Source organism: Calyptranema fuscum S582, assembly GCF_055793305.1.
The window spans coordinates 1-17,080 of the sequence record NZ_JBSLYH010000020.1; the positions used below are offsets into that span (position 1 = coordinate 1).

The 17,080-nt window shown below is 48.1% G+C and carries 15 protein-coding genes and 1 pseudogene; 5 read left to right on the forward strand and 11 right to left on the reverse strand.

Going from position 1 to position 17,080, the window contains the following annotated elements; translation table 11 throughout:
- Nucleotides 1–166 precede the first annotated feature (166 nt).
- From ACR6Z4_RS14875 to ACR6Z4_RS14910, 8 genes and pseudogenes are all read right to left on the reverse strand, one after another.
- Nucleotides 167–709, reverse strand: coding sequence for a hypothetical protein (locus tag ACR6Z4_RS14875; RefSeq protein WP_479718077.1), 543 nt, complete (start codon nucleotides 707–709; stop codon nucleotides 167–169).
- A 284-nt stretch (nucleotides 710–993) separates the two neighbouring features.
- The gene (locus ACR6Z4_RS14880) at nucleotides 994–1,584 is read right to left on the reverse strand and encodes a GNAT family N-acetyltransferase (RefSeq protein ID WP_479718078.1); all 591 of its coding nucleotides are present in this window, start codon (nucleotides 1,582–1,584) and stop codon (nucleotides 994–996) included.
- A gap of 467 nt (nucleotides 1,585–2,051) precedes the next feature.
- Nucleotides 2,052–2,897 carry a ricin-type beta-trefoil lectin domain protein gene (locus tag ACR6Z4_RS14885; RefSeq protein ID WP_479718079.1) on the reverse strand — a complete coding sequence of 282 codons (846 nt, stop codon included), beginning with the start codon at nucleotides 2,895–2,897 and terminating at the stop codon, nucleotides 2,052–2,054.
- A 714-nt stretch (nucleotides 2,898–3,611) separates the two neighbouring features.
- Nucleotides 3,612–3,803: pseudogene (locus ACR6Z4_RS14890) on the reverse strand (hypothetical protein); the annotation flags it as partial.
- 50 nt (nucleotides 3,804–3,853) lie between these two features.
- Nucleotides 3,854–7,825, reverse strand: a complete 3,972-nt coding sequence (bchH, locus tag ACR6Z4_RS14895; RefSeq protein WP_479718080.1) for a magnesium chelatase subunit H — start codon at nucleotides 7,823–7,825, stop codon at nucleotides 3,854–3,856.
- 334 nt (nucleotides 7,826–8,159) lie between these two features.
- Nucleotides 8,160–8,483 (reverse strand): PEP-CTERM sorting domain-containing protein, encoded by a 324-nt coding sequence (locus ACR6Z4_RS14900; protein ID WP_479718081.1) that lies wholly within the window; start codon nucleotides 8,481–8,483, stop codon nucleotides 8,160–8,162.
- Nucleotides 8,484–8,999: 516 nt separating this feature from the next.
- The gene (locus ACR6Z4_RS14905) at nucleotides 9,000–9,266 is read right to left on the reverse strand and encodes a hypothetical protein (RefSeq protein ID WP_479718082.1); all 267 of its coding nucleotides are present in this window, start codon (nucleotides 9,264–9,266) and stop codon (nucleotides 9,000–9,002) included.
- A gap of 132 nt (nucleotides 9,267–9,398) precedes the next feature.
- Nucleotides 9,399–10,901, reverse strand: coding sequence for a M16 family metallopeptidase (locus ACR6Z4_RS14910; protein ID WP_479718083.1), 1,503 nt, complete (start codon nucleotides 10,899–10,901; stop codon nucleotides 9,399–9,401).
- A 398-nt stretch (nucleotides 10,902–11,299) separates the two neighbouring features.
- Between ACR6Z4_RS14910 and ACR6Z4_RS14915 the strand changes: the two genes are divergently transcribed.
- The 3 genes from ACR6Z4_RS14915 to ACR6Z4_RS14925 all read left to right on the forward strand — a co-directional run bounded on the left by ACR6Z4_RS14915 (nucleotide 11,300) and on the right by ACR6Z4_RS14925 (nucleotide 13,310).
- Nucleotides 11,300–12,193: an alpha/beta fold hydrolase gene (locus ACR6Z4_RS14915; RefSeq protein ID WP_479718084.1), complete on the forward strand. Its 894-nt coding sequence runs from the start codon at nucleotides 11,300–11,302 to the stop codon at nucleotides 12,191–12,193.
- Nucleotides 12,194–12,344: 151 nt separating this feature from the next.
- A complete protein-coding gene (locus tag ACR6Z4_RS14920; protein WP_479718085.1) occupies nucleotides 12,345–12,650 on the forward strand; it encodes a carbon dioxide-concentrating mechanism protein CcmK in 306 nt (101 codons plus the stop codon).
- Nucleotides 12,651–12,944: 294 nt separating this feature from the next.
- On the forward strand, nucleotides 12,945–13,310 hold the full coding sequence (locus tag ACR6Z4_RS14925) for a carbon dioxide-concentrating mechanism protein CcmK (RefSeq protein ID WP_479718086.1): 366 nt from the start codon (nucleotides 12,945–12,947) through the stop codon (nucleotides 13,308–13,310).
- Between the two features lie 161 nt (nucleotides 13,311–13,471).
- Here the strand turns inward: ACR6Z4_RS14925 and ACR6Z4_RS14930 are convergent, their stop codons facing one another.
- The 3 genes from ACR6Z4_RS14930 to ACR6Z4_RS14940 form a co-directional block, all read right to left on the reverse strand.
- Nucleotides 13,472–13,696 (reverse strand): hypothetical protein, encoded by a 225-nt coding sequence (locus tag ACR6Z4_RS14930; RefSeq protein ID WP_479718087.1) that lies wholly within the window; start codon nucleotides 13,694–13,696, stop codon nucleotides 13,472–13,474.
- A 29-nt stretch (nucleotides 13,697–13,725) separates the two neighbouring features.
- The gene (gene mraY, locus ACR6Z4_RS14935; protein ID WP_479718088.1) at nucleotides 13,726–14,823 is read right to left on the reverse strand and encodes a phospho-N-acetylmuramoyl-pentapeptide-transferase; all 1,098 of its coding nucleotides are present in this window, start codon (nucleotides 14,821–14,823) and stop codon (nucleotides 13,726–13,728) included.
- 149 nt (nucleotides 14,824–14,972) lie between these two features.
- The gene (locus ACR6Z4_RS14940) at nucleotides 14,973–15,209 is read right to left on the reverse strand and encodes a DUF3134 domain-containing protein (RefSeq protein ID WP_479718089.1); all 237 of its coding nucleotides are present in this window, start codon (nucleotides 15,207–15,209) and stop codon (nucleotides 14,973–14,975) included.
- 453 nt (nucleotides 15,210–15,662) lie between these two features.
- Here ACR6Z4_RS14940 and ACR6Z4_RS14945 point away from each other — a divergent pair, with 453 nt between their 5' ends.
- Nucleotides 15,663–16,247, forward strand: a complete 585-nt coding sequence (locus tag ACR6Z4_RS14945) for a PAP/fibrillin family protein (RefSeq protein WP_479718090.1) — start codon at nucleotides 15,663–15,665, stop codon at nucleotides 16,245–16,247.
- A 6-nt stretch (nucleotides 16,248–16,253) separates the two neighbouring features.
- Entirely contained in the window at nucleotides 16,254–17,039 is a 786-nt protein-coding gene (locus ACR6Z4_RS14950) for a PD-(D/E)XK nuclease family protein (RefSeq protein WP_479718091.1), read from the forward strand.
- Nucleotides 17,040–17,080: the final 41 nt, after the last annotated feature.

Consider the following 17,080-nt stretch of genomic DNA (forward strand, 5'->3'; position numbering starts at 1 on the left):
AAAAATAGCGATCGCCCTTTCATTTTTCTATTCTTTGCAAATAAATGAGCGATCGCATTTTTGATGCTATGACCAAAAAATAAGATTTACCGAATCTATACCTACTCTACTATTTGTTGGTTTACAACATATCCTTGAGTTGAGAAGCTACTATGATTTCAAAGGTTTAATTTACCCCCGATTGAGAATCACGACGTTGTTCAATGTTTTCTGGTATCAACTGGATGCGCCCGAAAACTATGCCCAACAACAAAAACACAATAGGAGCCACAATACCATACCCAATAATTCCGATATTCCGGACTTGCATATTACCCAGAGGCACACCGATCAACCCTGCGAGACTCAGGACACTACTAAATATCATGAGATTCCGCACTGTCATCTCCAACCTGCCAAACCTGAACACAGGTGCAGCACAGAGCATCGCCAGGGCAAAGAACCAATCCCATGCAAGGATATCTAACGCATATGTCACAGAGGGCCACTTGAAAGAAAAGAGCACAGGAAACCAGTCCAACCCGATCGCGTCAATCTGGCGACTCACCGTCAAAACAACAAAGTGATTGCTGGACGTAATACCTGCCAGAAGAATCATCAAAATAAGTGCCGTAAAACTATATACTTTGCTCTCAGAAGTAGCGTAAGCGTGAACTGCAACCATAACCACAACCATCAATGGTGCCATCAGAATGATGAGTAGTTCCATAATGAAAAAGAAGGGATCACCAATTGGATCTTGGGGCGATTTGAGGGAAAGAAATCCGAGAACTGTTGTGATAGCGTATACCACCTCAAGCAAGAATACAATCCAAGCGGCGACTCGTCCGATTGCACGATGTTGAAGTGTAAAACCTGCGTGAGACATTTGATTCTTATAGGACTTACTTAGGGGGCATAACGCTTGCAATCACTTGACGTAAGTAACTTCAGATGCAAACAAATAACCTTGCGACGATCGAGTGTATTGGGGTTGTGCAGCAATACCTGCAACTATACTTGCCCGATCTTTCCATCTATCAGTTCATTCCGTTCCCAATCAGCTCTATATACCCGGTAGATATAGAAATGCACTGGTGTCGTGTAGTTGCGCATCGACTCGGGAAATTGGTATACATCTTCACCCATGCGTACCGCACCGATCGCCTCTTGCATTTTGATTGAGGCGATGTTTTCTACGTTAGGTGTTCCCTGAACAGCCTTACAATCTGTATGAGCAAACTGGTAGTTTATCAGCCCTTGCCAAGTCTCGACCCCATATTTGTGTCCCCAGAACTCTGGAAGCAGCTTAACGTCTGGTTGCGCTAAACCTTCCTGATCAGGCTTAGATAGTTTGCACTCTCCAATGGCTTGACCGCTGACCTTCAACTCTACAACCAGCAATTGTTCGAACTCGGACTCTCCTTGTTTAGAGAGTCTTTCTTTAAGTTTACTTTGTGTAATATTCAATCCTTGCGGAAACCCCACATGCTTCATCACCCGAGGGTTATTCCACAAGGCATAGAATAAATCAACATCCTCGACCATAGCCATTCTGACAATGAGTCGTTCTGTCTCGAAAACTACGTTGCGAACAGGAGACATATTCCTTCTCCTCTCAAAAAAACTTACAACTGAATCAGCAACTTTTCACCTGTTTACTAGAAGGTATGACGTTTACTTGGGCGATCGCATGTTCAAGTCATTCGGTCATTGCTGCTGAACTCTTGGAAAGCGGCTTAAATGTATTATCGCTTACTTGATTGCTAAGCGATCGCACTTGATCATCTGCAAATTAGGGATAGCGATCGCCTTTCTCTCCTCCGTTCTTTGAAAATGAATGCGCGATCATATTTTGGGTTTTATAGAGTCAAGTGCAATCGCATTTCGGGATTTATAGAGTCAAATGCGATCACATTGAGATGATTCATCTTTCCTACAACAAAAAGCGATCGCAAGCAGGAAGCGAACTAACGATCGGCACTCAGGACGCAGATATCTTTGGCAACTATCAACCATTTTAGGAGCGTTCCAGTGCAGCATGGTTAGATTGTACTAATCGAGAGGATCTATTAGCGCCAAAATTGATTTGAGGTGTTAGTACAATCCCAAATATTGACAGCACTACCATTTGTATTCTCTTGCCCTATTGTCTGTAGACACTTACCACTCCATTGATTGCGAAACTCTCCGTTGCTGGTTCGCTCCCAGAATTGATTTGAGGTATTAGTACAGTCCCAAATATTGACGATGCTACCATTCACATTCTCTTGTCCCATTGTCTGTAGACACTTACCACTCCATTGATTGCGAAGTTCACCTCTAGATGTCAAAGTCCAAAACTGATTTGAGGTATTAGTACAGTCCCAAATATTGACGGCACTACCATTCGCATTCTCTTGCCCCATCGTCTGTAGACATTTGCCGCTCCATTGATTACGTAGCTCCCCCCCTGACACATTGCCACCATTACTGATGACTTCAATAACTGTTGTAGGTAACGTTTCGGTTCTTACTGTTGGTCTTGACGATGCTTGTGCATCGTCGTATGCGCTTTGTCCATGATCTCTGACGGCAGTATAAAAAGCGTCTGCTCTACTATTACATGTAGCTCTTAAAGGTCTTTCGAGCCAAGTGTTATGATCGCTTGAACATATTTCAAGCATTCTGTTGTGAAATGCTCTATCACACTCATCTTTTGAACGACCGAATGTGTCATAGCAAGCATCATGCTCGTTACAAGCTACTCCGAACTGTTGAGCAGACACAGGTGTTGCTAATCGAGTCAAATACCAACTTGAGCCACTTCCACACCCAGAAGTTTGAGCCAAAGCGAGTGAATTGTTGAAAAATGGCAAAGAACCTATAACTGCACCCAGAAAAGATAGTGCAGAGAATGATACGTAGAAATGCTTCATATGTTCTCTATGAATAGTAGAAAAGGGTAGTCCTTTTTAGTAAAGGATGGACATATTAACCTGGCAATCATTGAACCTACGTTTCTGAGGTCAGAACCCTCGAAAATGTAGGAGCTACATTCGTAACTTTCATTGCCGGGTTAATATGTAAAGCTTTCAAAGCTTGGAATCAACCTTTTAGACCTGAAGTATCCTGGCTTTTTTCACGCATTTTCAGCTATAAAGCCAAAAAATTAACGAAATAATTGGCACTCTGGGCTATCTCATGGGCAGATACTTGCCTCTCTATATGGCAATAAATCGATGAAATTCATGCTAGTAGAGAGTCTCAGCCATCCTTACCTTTGGGGCACTACCTAGAAAAGTAAAGATTGACGGATTTGTAAGATTTAGAAGATGTCCCTAAAACCTTTTTTTACTCATACCCTAATTCCCATATCTTTACTGGGCCAGTAGTGGAAAGTTAGGAAGAAGTCCGATATACCCACAGATAACCCTGATGTACTATCTCAACTAAGGTCTATTACTAACTCCAATTGAACGCAATCTCTTTGTCTGCGTCACCTAACAAGCGTTAGGAACTTACGTTAGGAATTTTCAATTTGTAGATACAAGGGTGCGTTGCTGAATAGCAAACGCACCGCCAAAATTATGCCAATCTTCAGTAGTTTGTAGGGTGCGTTGCTGTCAAGCAAACGCACCACCGAAAGCATGTTAATCTTCGACCATTGACGAGTTAATTTCGAGAGCACCCCAATTCGATGGATAGATTCCTTGAGCAATGAATCGATGAACACTTGAAAAGTGCCAATCTGTAGGAACCTGACAAAGGTGATGACGGACTGGATTGTTGTGAATGTAATCGCAGTGCTGAGCAGAATCTGTTTCATCTCGAATTAAATTCTCTCAAACTATGCCCAAGTGGTGCGTTTGCTATTCAGCAACGCACCCTACAATTAAACACTGATGCCTTCTAGGTCTTCATCGGTGAGTTCGTAGAGTTGGCGCAATTTTTCCAATTTCTCCTGGTCGGGATGCCAGAAGCCGCGACCGTTGGCTTCAAGCATTCTGCCGACGATATTGCGAAACGCTTCTGGGTTGGCTTGTCGCAGTTTAGCTGCCATGTCGGGATCCAGGGCATAGGTGTCGGCTGCTTGGTCGTAGACCCAGTTTTCTTTGAAGTCGGCGGTACCCGCCCATCCCATCAGGGCAGTCATGCGTTGGGAGATTTCGTAGGCACCGCCAGAACCCTGGTTTGACATGGCGTCTGCCCATTTGGGGTTGAGTAATTTGGTTCGATATTCCATGCGCAGTAAGTCTTCCAAACTGACGGGGTTGGTGTCTTTGGAGAAGCTTTCGACGAAGCTGGCGGTGACTTTTTTGCCCCGTTTCAGTTCGGCTGCTTTTTTCAATCCGCCTGTGTTGGCATAATATTCCTGAATATCGGTCAAGCCGTATTCAACGGAATCAATTTGCTGAACCACGCGATCGGTGGTTTGAAGTAGGGTCGTCAGAATCTCAGGACGGGCTTGTCCTTTGTCGTGTCGCCCATAGCTGAAGGTGTTGCGCCCTTGCCAGGTATCACCGAGTTCATCACCGGATTCCCAATTAGAATCAGTAATGCGATCGTTAACCAGAGAGCCAAAGTCGCCGGATGGGTTGGAGAAGAGTCGGGCAGAGGGATTGTCTACTCCTTGTGCTTTCAGCGCTTGGGCATGTTTGCGAATGAAGTTTTGGTCTTCAGGTTCGTCGGCGATCGCCGCTCGATGAAACAAATCATCCAATAATTCAATAATATTAACGAAGCTATCACGGAAGATGCCGGAAAGGTTTGCCAGCACATCAATGCGGGGATGATTCAAATCGGATAACGGTTTTAATTCATAGCGCACAATGCGTCCGGTTCCTTCTTTGATCGGTTCGGCTCCAACCAATTCCAATAAGATACCGAGTGATTCACCCTTGGTTTTGATGGCATCCAAACCCCACAGCATAACGGCAACGGTTTCAGGATACGTAGTGTGTTCTTGATGGTGTTGGGCAATGATTTTTTGGGCAATTTCTCGTCCTCGTTCGTAAGCCGCAGGTGAGGGCATCCGGTAGGGGTCGAGGGCGTGGATGTTTCGTCCCGTCGGCAAGACACCCGCCCCATCCCGCAGCAGGTCGCCACCCGGCGCAGGAGGAATATATTCGCCGTTGAGTCCGCGCAACAGGTTAGTGAGTTCGTCGGTGGTTTGATACAGCAGGTCACGGATCTGGATGATGCGATCGCACAATTCCACAGACGGATGAATCACACCATTGGTTGGAGGGTGTAAGGCTTGCAAGTAGGCATTGTGGACTTGATTGCGATCGCCCCCTACTACAAGGACTTGTAGGACAGCATCAGGGAGATGGCGATCGCTGCCTAATTCATCCCCAAAGTAAGCTTCTAAATAACTGGCTAATTCTTCTGCGGTTGGCGGTTCACCCAAGACATGCAAACCTGAAGAAAACAAGCGACTTTCTAATACTTGCAAGTATTCATAAAGCTCCAGCAAGTAGTGATCAAAGGCTTGCGGACTGAATAGGCGAGCATTCTCAGGCGTGAATTCAATCCCCAATCGTCTGGCTTCATGAAAGGGACAATCAGCTTCTAACCCTGTATCAAGAATCTTTTTGCAGATCGCTTCCTTCAGTGCATAGTTTTTGTCAGGGTCTTCCCGATACTCTGCAATCAAATCGCGCAGTGCAACTAATTCTTTATACAGTCCGGCTCGTCCGTAGGGAGGAACATTGTGGGAAATCAATACACCATAGCCCCGTCGTTTTGCCAGGATGGATTCGGATGGATTGTTCGCCGCATAGATATACAGGTTGGGCAGATTGCCCAGCAAAATATCTGACCAGGAATAGCCTGTGTTCCCCAAGGGTGAACCGGGCAACCATTCCACCGTGCCATGCATACCAAAATGAATCACGGCATCGGCTTGCAGGTCATTTTGCACCCATTTATAGAAAGCGGCATATTGTGGATGGGGTGTCAGATCTCGTTCAAACATCAATCGCATTGGATCACCCTGCAAGCCTAATGGTGGCTGCACTCCAATCCAAACATTCCCTAATTGCACCCCACCCAAAAGATAGCGTGATTCTTCGGGTTGTTCGGTGGCGACCAGAGTGCGAATGCCACTCTCTGTTAGTGATTTCCATTGCGTCTCAATTCGTCGAGTCAGCAAGTAGCCTAACCATTTCTCTAACTTACGGGCGGTGACTGTGGCGATCGCGGCATCTTCGAACGTGATTGCTTCTGGAACCTGCCCTATATAAGCTTGATCGGCAGCTTGCACCTGTTGAATCAATACTTCACCATCTTCTGGCAATTCACCTACGTCATAGCCTTGTGTTTTTAATGCTTGCAACAGCTTGATTAAAGACTTGGGAACATTCAATAGTGCTGCCGTACCTGTTGCCCCATAGCCCGGTGGGAAACCATAGAGAATGATGGCAATTTTACGCTCTGACACAGGTTTGCGACGCAACTCAATCCACTGTTTGATCCGTCCAGTCAAACGCTTGACCCGTTCTGGCACCAGATAGATCTGATCCCCTACTAACCCACCTAAAGGTACTGCATCGATCGCCCCATCTAATTCGGGCAATGCATACAACACGACACTTTGTAGCCCCCCAACCCCCTGTCGTGTCCAGGAATGAATGTCTTGAATTAACAGTGGCGCAGACACAAAATAGGGAATATTTTTAGCACCGAGAATTCGCTTGGCTACTTCTACCTGACGCCCCGCTTCCATTGATCCAGCAGGACCCCCGACTAATGGAAAGCCGATGGTTGAGGCGATCGCATCCACCGATACAGCTTCATTAGATAGCGATGGCGTCTCTACAATGCCCCGTTGCCGCTGGGCTTGTTCATCGGCACTGGTCAGCCAATCCCGAACTGCCACATGCCCTTCCACCCCATTGATGAAAATCGGCAGAGGAATCAGTCCTGCGGCTTCAAAATAGCGAATTAATTGCGGGATATAGGGTTGTTTGGTGATGACGTGCTTGCGGTATAGCAGGAGGGCGACGATGGGAGGTGGGGAGGATGGGGGAGATGAAGAAGGTAGGGGAGATGGGGAGGATGGGGAGGATAGGGGAGGTGGGGAAGATAGGGGAGATGGGGAGGATAGAGAGGATAGGGGAGATGAGGAGTGTTGTGAGGGTTGAGGGGGGAGTTTGGTCTGGGTTCTAGTTCTTGAGTCTTGATCTCTATTCAAATACCATTCCAAATAGGGCTTGGGTGATTCAAAGTAGCCGGGATAGTCGGGATGAAGTAGTCCCATGTTGGGGGTTTCAATCGGCGGTGGAATTTCGCCAACGGTCAGACCCAGGTATTGGGCAGCAAGGAACCAGCACATAGAGGCGACGTTATCGGAGCCACCGGCATTCCAGTAGCCGTAGATAATCAGCCAGTTGCGTAGATCCTGGACTTTGCCGACGGGGATGAATTTGAGGAGTTTGGGACCGACTTTAAGGAAACTCAGATATCCAGCTAGCTTGTCTTCTTCCCGTTGATTGCCGCCAAATTTGCTGAGAATGAATTGAATCGGTTTGGGCATGCCTTTGGGTTTATCACCGATCGCAAATTTGCCCAGGCAGGTCAGGCTCATCAGTTCTAACGCCGATTCAAACACCAGGCGAATGGGGATATCTGAGAGGCGATCGCGCAACCAGATCACCTGGTCATAGTCAAATAACAGGCTACCGAAAAAAACATCGGCTTCCGTTAATGCCATCTCAACAGCCGTTGGCTGAGTGATGAGATCGCGATCGCTAAAGACTTGAATCTCTAACGCAGGGCACCGCTGCTGAACTATGCGGGCAGCTTGCCGATAGAGGTCGGCATTAAACGTCTCAAACCCAGCTATTAGAACGATCCGTTTCACAATCCAGCTCGCAACGTTTATTTACAGCAAGTGAATGGTTAATAAGGATGAGGTGCAGGGGTGGCACCCCTGTCGGGGGGCTGTGCCCCCGCGCCCCTGTCCTGACCAACTCTTCATCTGCTATATATTTCCACCTTGATCTTACGCACACTTACTGGCTGGATACCGATTTCTGCAATAATCTCCAAATTTATAAAACTGCCATAAAAAATAGACACCCTGAACCATTTAGATTCAGAATGCCTGGTTTGGTAAGCCCCATAAAAAAGGGCATGGATTAAATATGATTGATAGTTGAGGCGTCACCCTGAAAAATCCCGACTCAGTTAAACCATCACTTTTTCTTACGTAATCCCAACATAGCAGCTGCACTTAACACCAGCGCCGCAGTTGTAGCTGGCTCAGGGACTTGAGTTGGCGGATCGCTGGGGGTTGGATAGGGGTGTGGATTTGGGTTGGGGCGGGGTGGTGGGGTGGGTCTGGGTCTGGGTGCAGGTCCTGGAACCTCGGCACATTCGATCGCCCATTGTTCAAACCCACTCTGAACAACATTGCTTCTGGGTGCTGCTAAGGCAGAAGATGCCGCAATTAGCGAGTACATTCCAGCAGCAGATAAAATCGATAGCCCTAAAACTATCTTGGAGGAAGATCTGACCATTGAAATTTCCTTGGTGAAACTAATTGAAGGATGATGGGGTGACAGCCCTTATTCCCTGGAATAAGACTATGTATAAGGACTTACTTCTACCTAATTTATCTGAACCTCGATTGAGAAGCTCTATCAGGGTACGACCTTTGCTAGAACTTTAATATTCGGAGTGGTCTTATAAAGTTTAGATACACTAAAAAGGGGTGTTTTTATCAAAAAATACGTAAAATTACTTAGGCTTGCAGCTCGTACGAGCCGTGATCCCCGTTGAGATGAGAGAGTGACAGCTTTACTGTCGCTCTCTTATCGCTTGACGTAGTCACGTTAGGACGCTGGGGTGTGGGCGGTGCCTACGCAGTACCCCTGCACCCTGTCCTAACCTAAGTGCGTAGCGCTATACCAAGAATTACAAGTCGATTAATGTGGGGTCTGTAAGAACCCTAAATCGCACAAAATCCCAGTTTTGTTGGGATGCGGCTCTGCCGCTTCACCACAAAACTGGGATTTGATTAACCCGCAGATCCATTAGTTGGAAGGGTTGTTTTTGAGTCGATTTAGCATCGCCTGCGCCTTACGATTTTTAGGATTCATATTTTCCAGAGATTCTGCTGTCGCCTGGTTGAGCAATTGCTTAATATCGTTCAGGTTTAAATCGGTTGGCGCTGTTTTCTGATGGGTCGCCGCCTGACGCGGTTGATCTGACCAACCACATTTCATGCAGACCTGACGACCGGACGATTGCAATGGCGGATTGAGTTGGCGATCGCATTTAGGGCACTGTTCAAGTGACATAACTTCGATGAAAATTCGATAAAAACCAGTCAAGGGAGTTCATCTTTCATGCTAAACCTACCGCGACTGTTTGCGTCTCATCTGGGTAAGCGGAAATCAAGTTTCTGCGCGGCTGCATAGCCACATGCTGTCTCAGGAGGGTGTGGGAGCGGGGATAGTGATATCGATTGGTATGACGTCACTTGTGGGGGTGAGGCTGCTCAGGGGTGGGTCAATGGCAGCCGCATTGCCGACAACCAGGGTCACAATCTGGTCGGGCTTGAGGTGGGTCTGAGCAGCTTTTTGAATATCATCTGCGGTGGTGGTGCTGACGGCGTGCTGATATTGGAAGATAAAGTCTGGTGGGTAGCCGTAATATTCGTAGCGCATTAACCGAGAAATGGTTTGACCGGGGGTTTCGAAGCTAAAGATAAAGGAGTTGAGGACTGAATCTTTGGCTCGGGTGAGTTCTTCATCCGTGATAGGGCTGGTGCGAACTCGTTCAATCTCATCCAAAACACTCTGAATAAAAGGAACGGTTGCTTCCGATCGGGTTTGTCCGCCCCCCACGAAAACGCCGGGGTAGTCGTATTGCGCACCCCAATAGGCATAGACGACATAGGCTAGCCCCTGACGCGATCGCACCTGGTTCATTAACCGTCCGCCAAAGCCATTCATCACTTCGTTCAGCACAGAAAGAGCGGGGTAATCAGCATCTTTTAACTCTCCACTCAAATGCCCAATCTGAATATAGCTCTGGGTTAGCTGCGGTTGGTCAATCAGAAATACGCCACCCTGATGCGCCTGTGAGACGGAGGGAAGGGACGGGGGATCGCTGGCGGCAGCGGGGGTTTGCCAGTTGGCAAACTTAGATTCGATTAGCGATCGCATAACCTGACTATCAAAATCGCCGACTAAGCCTAGCAACATGCCCTGCGGCTTGAAATATTGCTGATAGAAATTGACGATATCGGGGCGTGAAATATTGTCTAGTGTGGCGTATTCAATTGTGCGGGCATAGGGGCTGTCATTGCCGTAAATCAATTTTTGAAACTCGCGTCCGACGATATCATCGGGATCATCGTTACGACGAGCGATCGAGCCACTTAACTGAGTTTTTGAAAGGTCAATTTTTTCTTGAGGAAAAGCAGGGTTTTGAATGACATCGGCAAATACATCGAAGACCTCTTCTAAATCTTCGCTCAGGGCACTAAAGCTGGCACTTCCAGCCGTGGTATTAATGCCGGTTTCCACCGATGCTGCCCGTTGTTCTAAAAATTGATTGAGTTCATCGGCTGGGTGGGTGGCAGTGCCGCCGCTGCGCATGACTTCACCGACGATAGCCGCGATCCCAACTTGCTCAGGTGCTTCCAGGCGATCGCCCGTACGAAATACGGCTGAACCGCTGACTAAGGGTAACTCATGGTCTTCCACCAGATACACCACCATGCCATTGTTGAGACTAAAGCGGGTATAGTCGGGCAGCGTTACCTCAGGGGGTGGTCCAAAGTCGAGGTCTGTATAGTGGCGTGGGGTGACTGCCTGAGCAGGCAAGCTATAAAAGCCAATAACTAAGGCGATCATGACGATCGCTAAGCTACTGTATCGAATGAGTTTGTGATGGCGATCGCCAAGCCGAAATCCAGACCACTGCATGATTGATGACTACTCCCGGTTAAGCATTAAGAGGCTTGAGTGCTGAAATTGGTAGTCATGTGATGATTTTTTGTGGCGCGGGCGTCGCCCGCGCCACAAAAAATCATTACTTTTTTAGAACTACCCTCACATTTAAGATCTCAGTCAAGATCACCATTTCAATAAATCCCATCCGGTTTGTTTTTGGCAACAACAAATTTCAGGGGTATGAAATCGACGATCCCAGCAAAGCCCACTGATCGACAATAGCAGCAACGTGAACACGAGAGCTGAATCAGGTCATATAGCGCTACGCGCTCAGACGCAGAAGGGTGATGAGTTGGAAGACGTCATTCTCTCAAACACACAGTACTGGGAAGGCTCAGAGTACAATTGTTTAAGAAACATTAAGTTGAGCCATGATCTCGATTTCTTCTCACCCCGTGCAGACTCAGTTTTGGAACTGGCAAGGGTTTTCAATTCGCTATCAGATGTCGGGTAGCGAAGGCACCCCCGTGATTTTCGTGCATGGCTTTGGGGCATCCAGCGACCACTGGCGCAAAAATCTTCCTGTTTTAGCCAGTCAGCATCGGACGTATGCCATTGATCTGATTGGCTTTGGACAGTCTGCTAAACCCCGCCCTGGTGAGGCGATCGCCTATACGTTTGAAACCTGGGCGAGCCAATTGATGCAGTTTTGCCGCGAGGTTGTGGGCGAACCCGCCTTTATCGTGGGCAATTCCATTGGCTGTGTCGTTGCCCTGCAAGCCGCTGTGATGCAACCTGACTGGGTGCGAGGCGTCGTTCTGCTGAATTGTTCTCTGCGCTTGCTGCACGATCGCAAACGCATGACGTTGCCCTGGTATCGCCGCCTCTCTGCCCCCATGTTGCAAGGGGTGTTGAGTAATCGGGCGATTGGGTATTATTTCTTTTCCCGCTTGGCACGCCCTGACGTGATCCGCAACATTTTGCTGAAAGCCTATGCCCGCAAGGATGCCGTGACGGATGAACTGGTGGCGTTACTACTGGCTCCAGCGCATGATCTGGGGGCAGCCGATGTCTTCTTAGCGTTCACCGCTTACTCTCAAGGGCCTCTGGCAGAAGATCTACTGCCTCAGATTACCTGTCCGGCACTGATCCTCTGGGGCACCGACGATCCCTGGGAACCGATCGCCTTGGGACAGGATCTGGCAAAATTTGCTGCTGTGGAAGAATTTATTCCCTTAGCGGGGGTGGGTCATTGCCCTCAAGATGAAGCGCCTGAATTGGTTAACCCCATTTTGCAACAATGGTTTGCAAAACATAGCATTTGAACATGACGATAAAATCGTGCAAGAGTGGCTTAAATTTATACAATGAGAACCTGTTTGAGCCGGTTGGTTCTGGTTGCCGTGAGGATGAAAGAATTGACTTGGCTCCAGGGTTTAAAGTAACTTCTAAGTTCTTGAAGTGAGGAATGCAATCATGCCAGCGGCTGTCGGTGTTATTCAAACGCTTGGGTTTCCAGGCATTCTCGCTGCGGCAGATGCAATGGTCAAAGCCGGACGAGTCACCCTGGTCTACTACGGGCTGGCAGAACGGGGAGAGTTTTTGGTCGCAATTCGGGGTGGCACATCGGAGGTCAAACCTGCGATCGCGGCGGGTGTCGAAGCGGCAGAAAAAACCTATGGTTGTCAGGAAATTTCCTACTACATCATTCCTAACCCACCCGAAAATCTGGAAGCCGTTCTACCCATCCAGTACACCCCTGAGGTTGAGCAGTTTATGTAACATTCGTCCGTCGCTTCCATCAGTTTCTTACAACTGGACGACTGATTGGGGATCAGGAATTAATAAAATCGAAGATTTCTGGAGAAAGCCGGGCGGTCTGTGCTTTTAAACGAACTTCTGGGTTTTATTGAAGTTAAGATTCCCAGACTCTATTCAACCTGTCATTAGCAGAATGGATAGTTTGTCCCTGAAGGGTGCGGCATCGTAACTTCTGGGATAGTCTCTAAGTCCAGCAAAATTCGAGAGCGTATGCTCATACAATAAATCAGATGAATTCACCTCTAGGAGAGAGCAATGCCTGTTGCGGTTGGTGCACTTGAGACAAAAGGTTTTCCTGCGGTTCTCGCAGCGGCGGATGCCATGGTGAAGGCGGGGCGAGTAACGTTGGTTGGCTATATTCGCGCCGGCAGTGCCCGATTTACAGTGATGATTCGGGGCGATGTATCCGAAGTCAAAGCGGCGATGGATGCCGGGATCGAAGCCGCCCAAAATACCCCTGGAGGAACGTTGGAAACCTGGGTTATTATTCCTCGTCCGCACGAAAATGTGGAATGTGTTTTGCCGATCGCCTACACCCGAGAAGTCGAAGGGTTCCGAGATTCCTTAGAAGGTCCTCCCAGATTAGCTATGGGCTCGTCTTCAACGCCTCCATCTGCTTAGATCACAGATTATTAATCCGTCGTTCGTGTTGAGCATGTCATGGCTCTACTGTCGATTTTTTAGCAGTCGTACAGAATGTAGAGTCTAAAAGAAGTCATTCTCTAAACAATGCAATCGGGGGTGGGAACTCAGTTCCCACCCCCGATCGCGTTATCTGTGATTTAGTTGAAAAGGGTTGAACTCGGCTGATTCTCCTGTCTACGTTCTTCGCGCATATTTTTCTTCCAGGCATCGCCGATATCGTCCACCCAATCTTCGATATCGTCAAAAAAGTTGTCGATTTTGGGAGCGGTCACTTCTACGATAGGGTCGCCTACGACTTTGACGACCAACCCACTGGCGATCGCAATTAGCAATGCACTAAAAATGCCAATTCGATTTTCCATGACGCCATTGCTTGTCTAAATAGCCATTCCTATAGATACAGCAGAATACCTGCAAGCGCCAGGACTCCACCCGCTAGATAAAACCGAGCAACAACCTGGATTTCAGACCAGCCAACCAGCTCAAAATGGTGGTGAATTGGAGCCATCTTAAACAGGCGCTTACCGATGCCTTGTTCGTTTTTAGTCGCTTTGTAATAACTTACCTGGGCAATGACTGATAGAGTTTCTGCCAGAAAGACGCCACTGAGAACCAACAGTGCCACGAGCGATTGACTCAAGATGGCAGCCGCTGCCAATGCACCCCCCATTGCCAGAGAACCCGTATCTCCCATAAACACACGGGCAGGGTTGCGGTTATGTGCCAGGAAGCCCAGATAGCTACCACTCATACAGGCACAGAAGATCATCATGTCAGGATGATTTGGAGCTGCCAGGGCACCCAATGCCAATAGGGCGATCGCCCCCGTCCCGGCTGCCAGACCATCCAGACCATCGGTCAAATTCGTTGCATTGCTTTCTGCAACCAGAACAAACCATGCCAACGGAAAAAACAGAATTCCTAGCGGCAGGGTGATTCCCAATGGAAATACCAGGCTTGTAAAGCTCACCGACTGCGTTGCAACCAGCCAAAAACAAAATAGACCCCCCAGACCAACCTGGAGTGCCAATTTCATGCGGGGTGAAATGCCCTTGTTCGATTTGAGCCGCAGGATCTGCCAATCATCTAACCAGCCGATGGCAGCATAAGACAGCGTCAGAAGCGATGCTGCAATGACCGTGGGGGCAAACCCAGTCCAGACTAAAGCGATCGCCACCCCAACCGGAACGACGAAAATACCGCCCATCGTCGGAGTACCCGCTTTTTTCAGGTGCGCCTGCGGTCCATCTTCCCGAATCACCTGCCCTGCTTTTAACCGACGCAGCAACGGCACAATGCGGTAGCCTAGCCCTGTCACCAGCAATGCAGATAATACGAAGGGCAGGGTCAAACCCCACCCTAACCCAGGCAACCGACCTGATAAGAGGTCTAGGAAAACAGCGCCGCCCGTCAGAGCCGCACCCAGGGTCATTAAAAGATTCTTTCCGGAGAGGTCAAGTTCCCCTCCAGGGAATAACTTAGCATCCACTATTGATTAATCTCACTCCACACCACACACTTCAAAGGCACTTGCTGAGCCTTTGGAAAACTTGTTAAAACTTTACATCGTTTTTCTGGAGAAGGAAACCTGTATCAGGAATCTATCTAGATTTTGGATTGGATTGAGTCGGGGTAGACCTAATCGTCTAGTTCTAAGACATCATCATCGTCATCCAGATCAAAGCTATTGTCGTCTGCACCCATGAGTTCGCTGATCTCTTCTTCGGTTTCAAGATAGTCCGTCTCACTAGTGTCACGGGCTAACATCCGTCCGGTATTTTCCAGCCAATCCAGAATAGACGCGTCCCGTTGCAGCGGAATCACCGCAGCGGGTTGTTCACGAGGTTGGGCACGAAGAGCAGGATTTTTTTGCATTACCGTTCCTTTGCTTGGACGATGAAAGATTTATCGATCAGGGTTAAGCAATCAAACCCTCAGAAGGGAGCGATCGCAACAGATTTAAAGAATAACGCTTTATTGCGAAGGGTGAATAGCTATGGCGGAAATTCAGCTGAAGTCAAGCCAACTGTCAAGAAATTCTAAACGAAAAATTCCAATTGCGTGTTTTGCTTTACTTATCTATATATCTACATCTATTGCGTATTACTGAAGCACCGTGCGGCGCTTCAGTAATACGTTTGTTTGCTCACAACGCCGAGCGCTCTAATTTGTGATGCTCAATACGGTGCAGCTTATCTCCATCCAGTGCTTGTTATTTTGTGAAATCCTTTCCCAGAGAGGCTTGCAGAAAATAATCTGGCTTTAATTGAGTGCAAAGCGCTATATATAGGAGGAATGAGGTCGGGCTGAGCAGGAGACGTTGGCACAATGATTGGTAAGACTGCGTTATTAGAAGCGATCGCTGGAAAAAATCGGGGGATCTTAGCATCGGACTTAGATCGGCAAGCCATCTTAGCGGCGATCGCCCAGTTAGAAGACTGCAACCCCACCCCCCGACCCTTAGAAGCCAGTGAGCTATTGGATGGCAACTGGCGCTTGCTGTATACCACCAGCCAAGAGTTATTGGGGATCGATCGCTTTCCCCTGCTACGGCTGGGGCAAATCTATCAATGCATCCGCATCAAGGCAGGCAAAGTCTACAATATTGCTGAAGTGTCGGGGATTCCGTACCTCGAAGGTTTAGTCAGTGTGGCGGCTCGGCTCGAACCTGTTTCAGAAAAACGAGTTCTGGTTACGTTTGAACGCTTTATCTTTGGCTTACAACGATTGATTGGGTACCAATCGCCCGATTACTTGATTCAACAAATTGAAACCCAGCCCAAATTACTTGCGATCGACTTCAGCACCCAAGACCAGGATCGCCAGGGTTGGCTAGATATTACCTACCTTGATGCCGATTTACGCATTGGCAGAGGCAATGAGGGCAGTGTCTTTGTGTTAACCAGGAGTTAGAAGCCTGTGCGTCTTTCCCAATCGCAACTCAATTTATTGGAAACTTGCCCGCGTAAGTTTCAACATATTTATATAGATCAGCTCGGTTCAACGCCAACGCCAGATCAACAGGAGCGGTTGAGTTGGGGCAGTCGGTTTCACCTGCTGATGCAGCAGATGAATCTGGGCTTGCCGATTACCGCTTTTACGACCGTCGATACGCAGTTGGGACAGTGCGTCGAGGCGTTTTTGCAAACGGTGCCTGCATTATTTGAACAAAAATCGGGGGTTCGTCGCCAGAGTGAACATCGCCGCACGTTGGAGTTTCAGGGGTATTTATTGACGGTGGTGTATGACTTGCTGGTGCTGGATGAGCAATCAGCTGACATTATCGACTGGAAAACGTATCCTCGTCCGCAACACCCCCAATGGCTGGCGCAAGATTGGCAAACGCGTCTGTATCCCTTTGTCCTGGCAGAAACCAGTAGCTATGAACCGGAACACATCTCGATGACCTATTGGTTTGTGCAGGGGGGCGATCGCCAACCCTTAGCTCAACCCCAAAAGCTTGAATTTCGTCACACTACGCAGTTGCATGAGCAAACCCGACGAGATTTGCAGCAGCGGTTGCAACAATTGGATCGGTGGCTGGAACAGTATCAGGCTGGCGAACCCTTTCCCCAGGTGAATCCTGAAGCGGGAGAATGTGACACGTGTTATTTTGCGGTGCGTTGTCAGCGCCGTTCTGACGCTACGACTGCTCTACCAAGCCAACCCCTGACTCTAGCAGAGATTCAAGAAGTGATGTTGTAAAAGCGTTGACCAATGCATATCAAAGCATTTTAGTAAATCTC

What these genes read in the sequence shown, in the direction of transcription:
- ACR6Z4_RS14875 (WP_479718077.1), bottom strand. Translation starts at nt 709, where the DNA reads ATGGAACTACTCATCATTCTGATGGCACCATTGATGGTTGTGGTTATG.
- ACR6Z4_RS14880 (WP_479718078.1), bottom strand. Translation starts at nt 1,584, where the DNA reads ATGTCTCCTGTTCGCAACGTAGTTTTCGAGACAGAACGACTCATTGTC.
- ACR6Z4_RS14885 (WP_479718079.1), bottom strand. Translation starts at nt 2,897, where the DNA reads ATGAAGCATTTCTACGTATCATTCTCTGCACTATCTTTTCTGGGTGCA.
- ACR6Z4_RS14900 (WP_479718081.1), bottom strand. Translation starts at nt 8,483, where the DNA reads ATGGTCAGATCTTCCTCCAAGATAGTTTTAGGGCTATCGATTTTATCT.
- ACR6Z4_RS14905 (WP_479718082.1), bottom strand. Translation starts at nt 9,266, where the DNA reads ATGTCACTTGAACAGTGCCCTAAATGCGATCGCCAACTCAATCCGCCA.
- ACR6Z4_RS14910 (WP_479718083.1), bottom strand. Translation starts at nt 10,901, where the DNA reads ATGCAGTGGTCTGGATTTCGGCTTGGCGATCGCCATCACAAACTCATT.
- ACR6Z4_RS14915 (WP_479718084.1), top strand. Translation starts at nt 11,300, where the DNA reads ATGATCTCGATTTCTTCTCACCCCGTGCAGACTCAGTTTTGGAACTGG.
- ACR6Z4_RS14920 (WP_479718085.1), top strand. Translation starts at nt 12,345, where the DNA reads ATGCCAGCGGCTGTCGGTGTTATTCAAACGCTTGGGTTTCCAGGCATT.
- ACR6Z4_RS14925 (WP_479718086.1), top strand. Translation starts at nt 12,945, where the DNA reads ATGCCTGTTGCGGTTGGTGCACTTGAGACAAAAGGTTTTCCTGCGGTT.
- ACR6Z4_RS14930 (WP_479718087.1), bottom strand. Translation starts at nt 13,696, where the DNA reads ATGGAAAATCGAATTGGCATTTTTAGTGCATTGCTAATTGCGATCGCC.
- ACR6Z4_RS14940 (WP_479718089.1), bottom strand. Translation starts at nt 15,209, where the DNA reads ATGCAAAAAAATCCTGCTCTTCGTGCCCAACCTCGTGAACAACCCGCT.
- ACR6Z4_RS14945 (WP_479718090.1), top strand. Translation starts at nt 15,663, where the DNA reads ATGATTGGTAAGACTGCGTTATTAGAAGCGATCGCTGGAAAAAATCGG.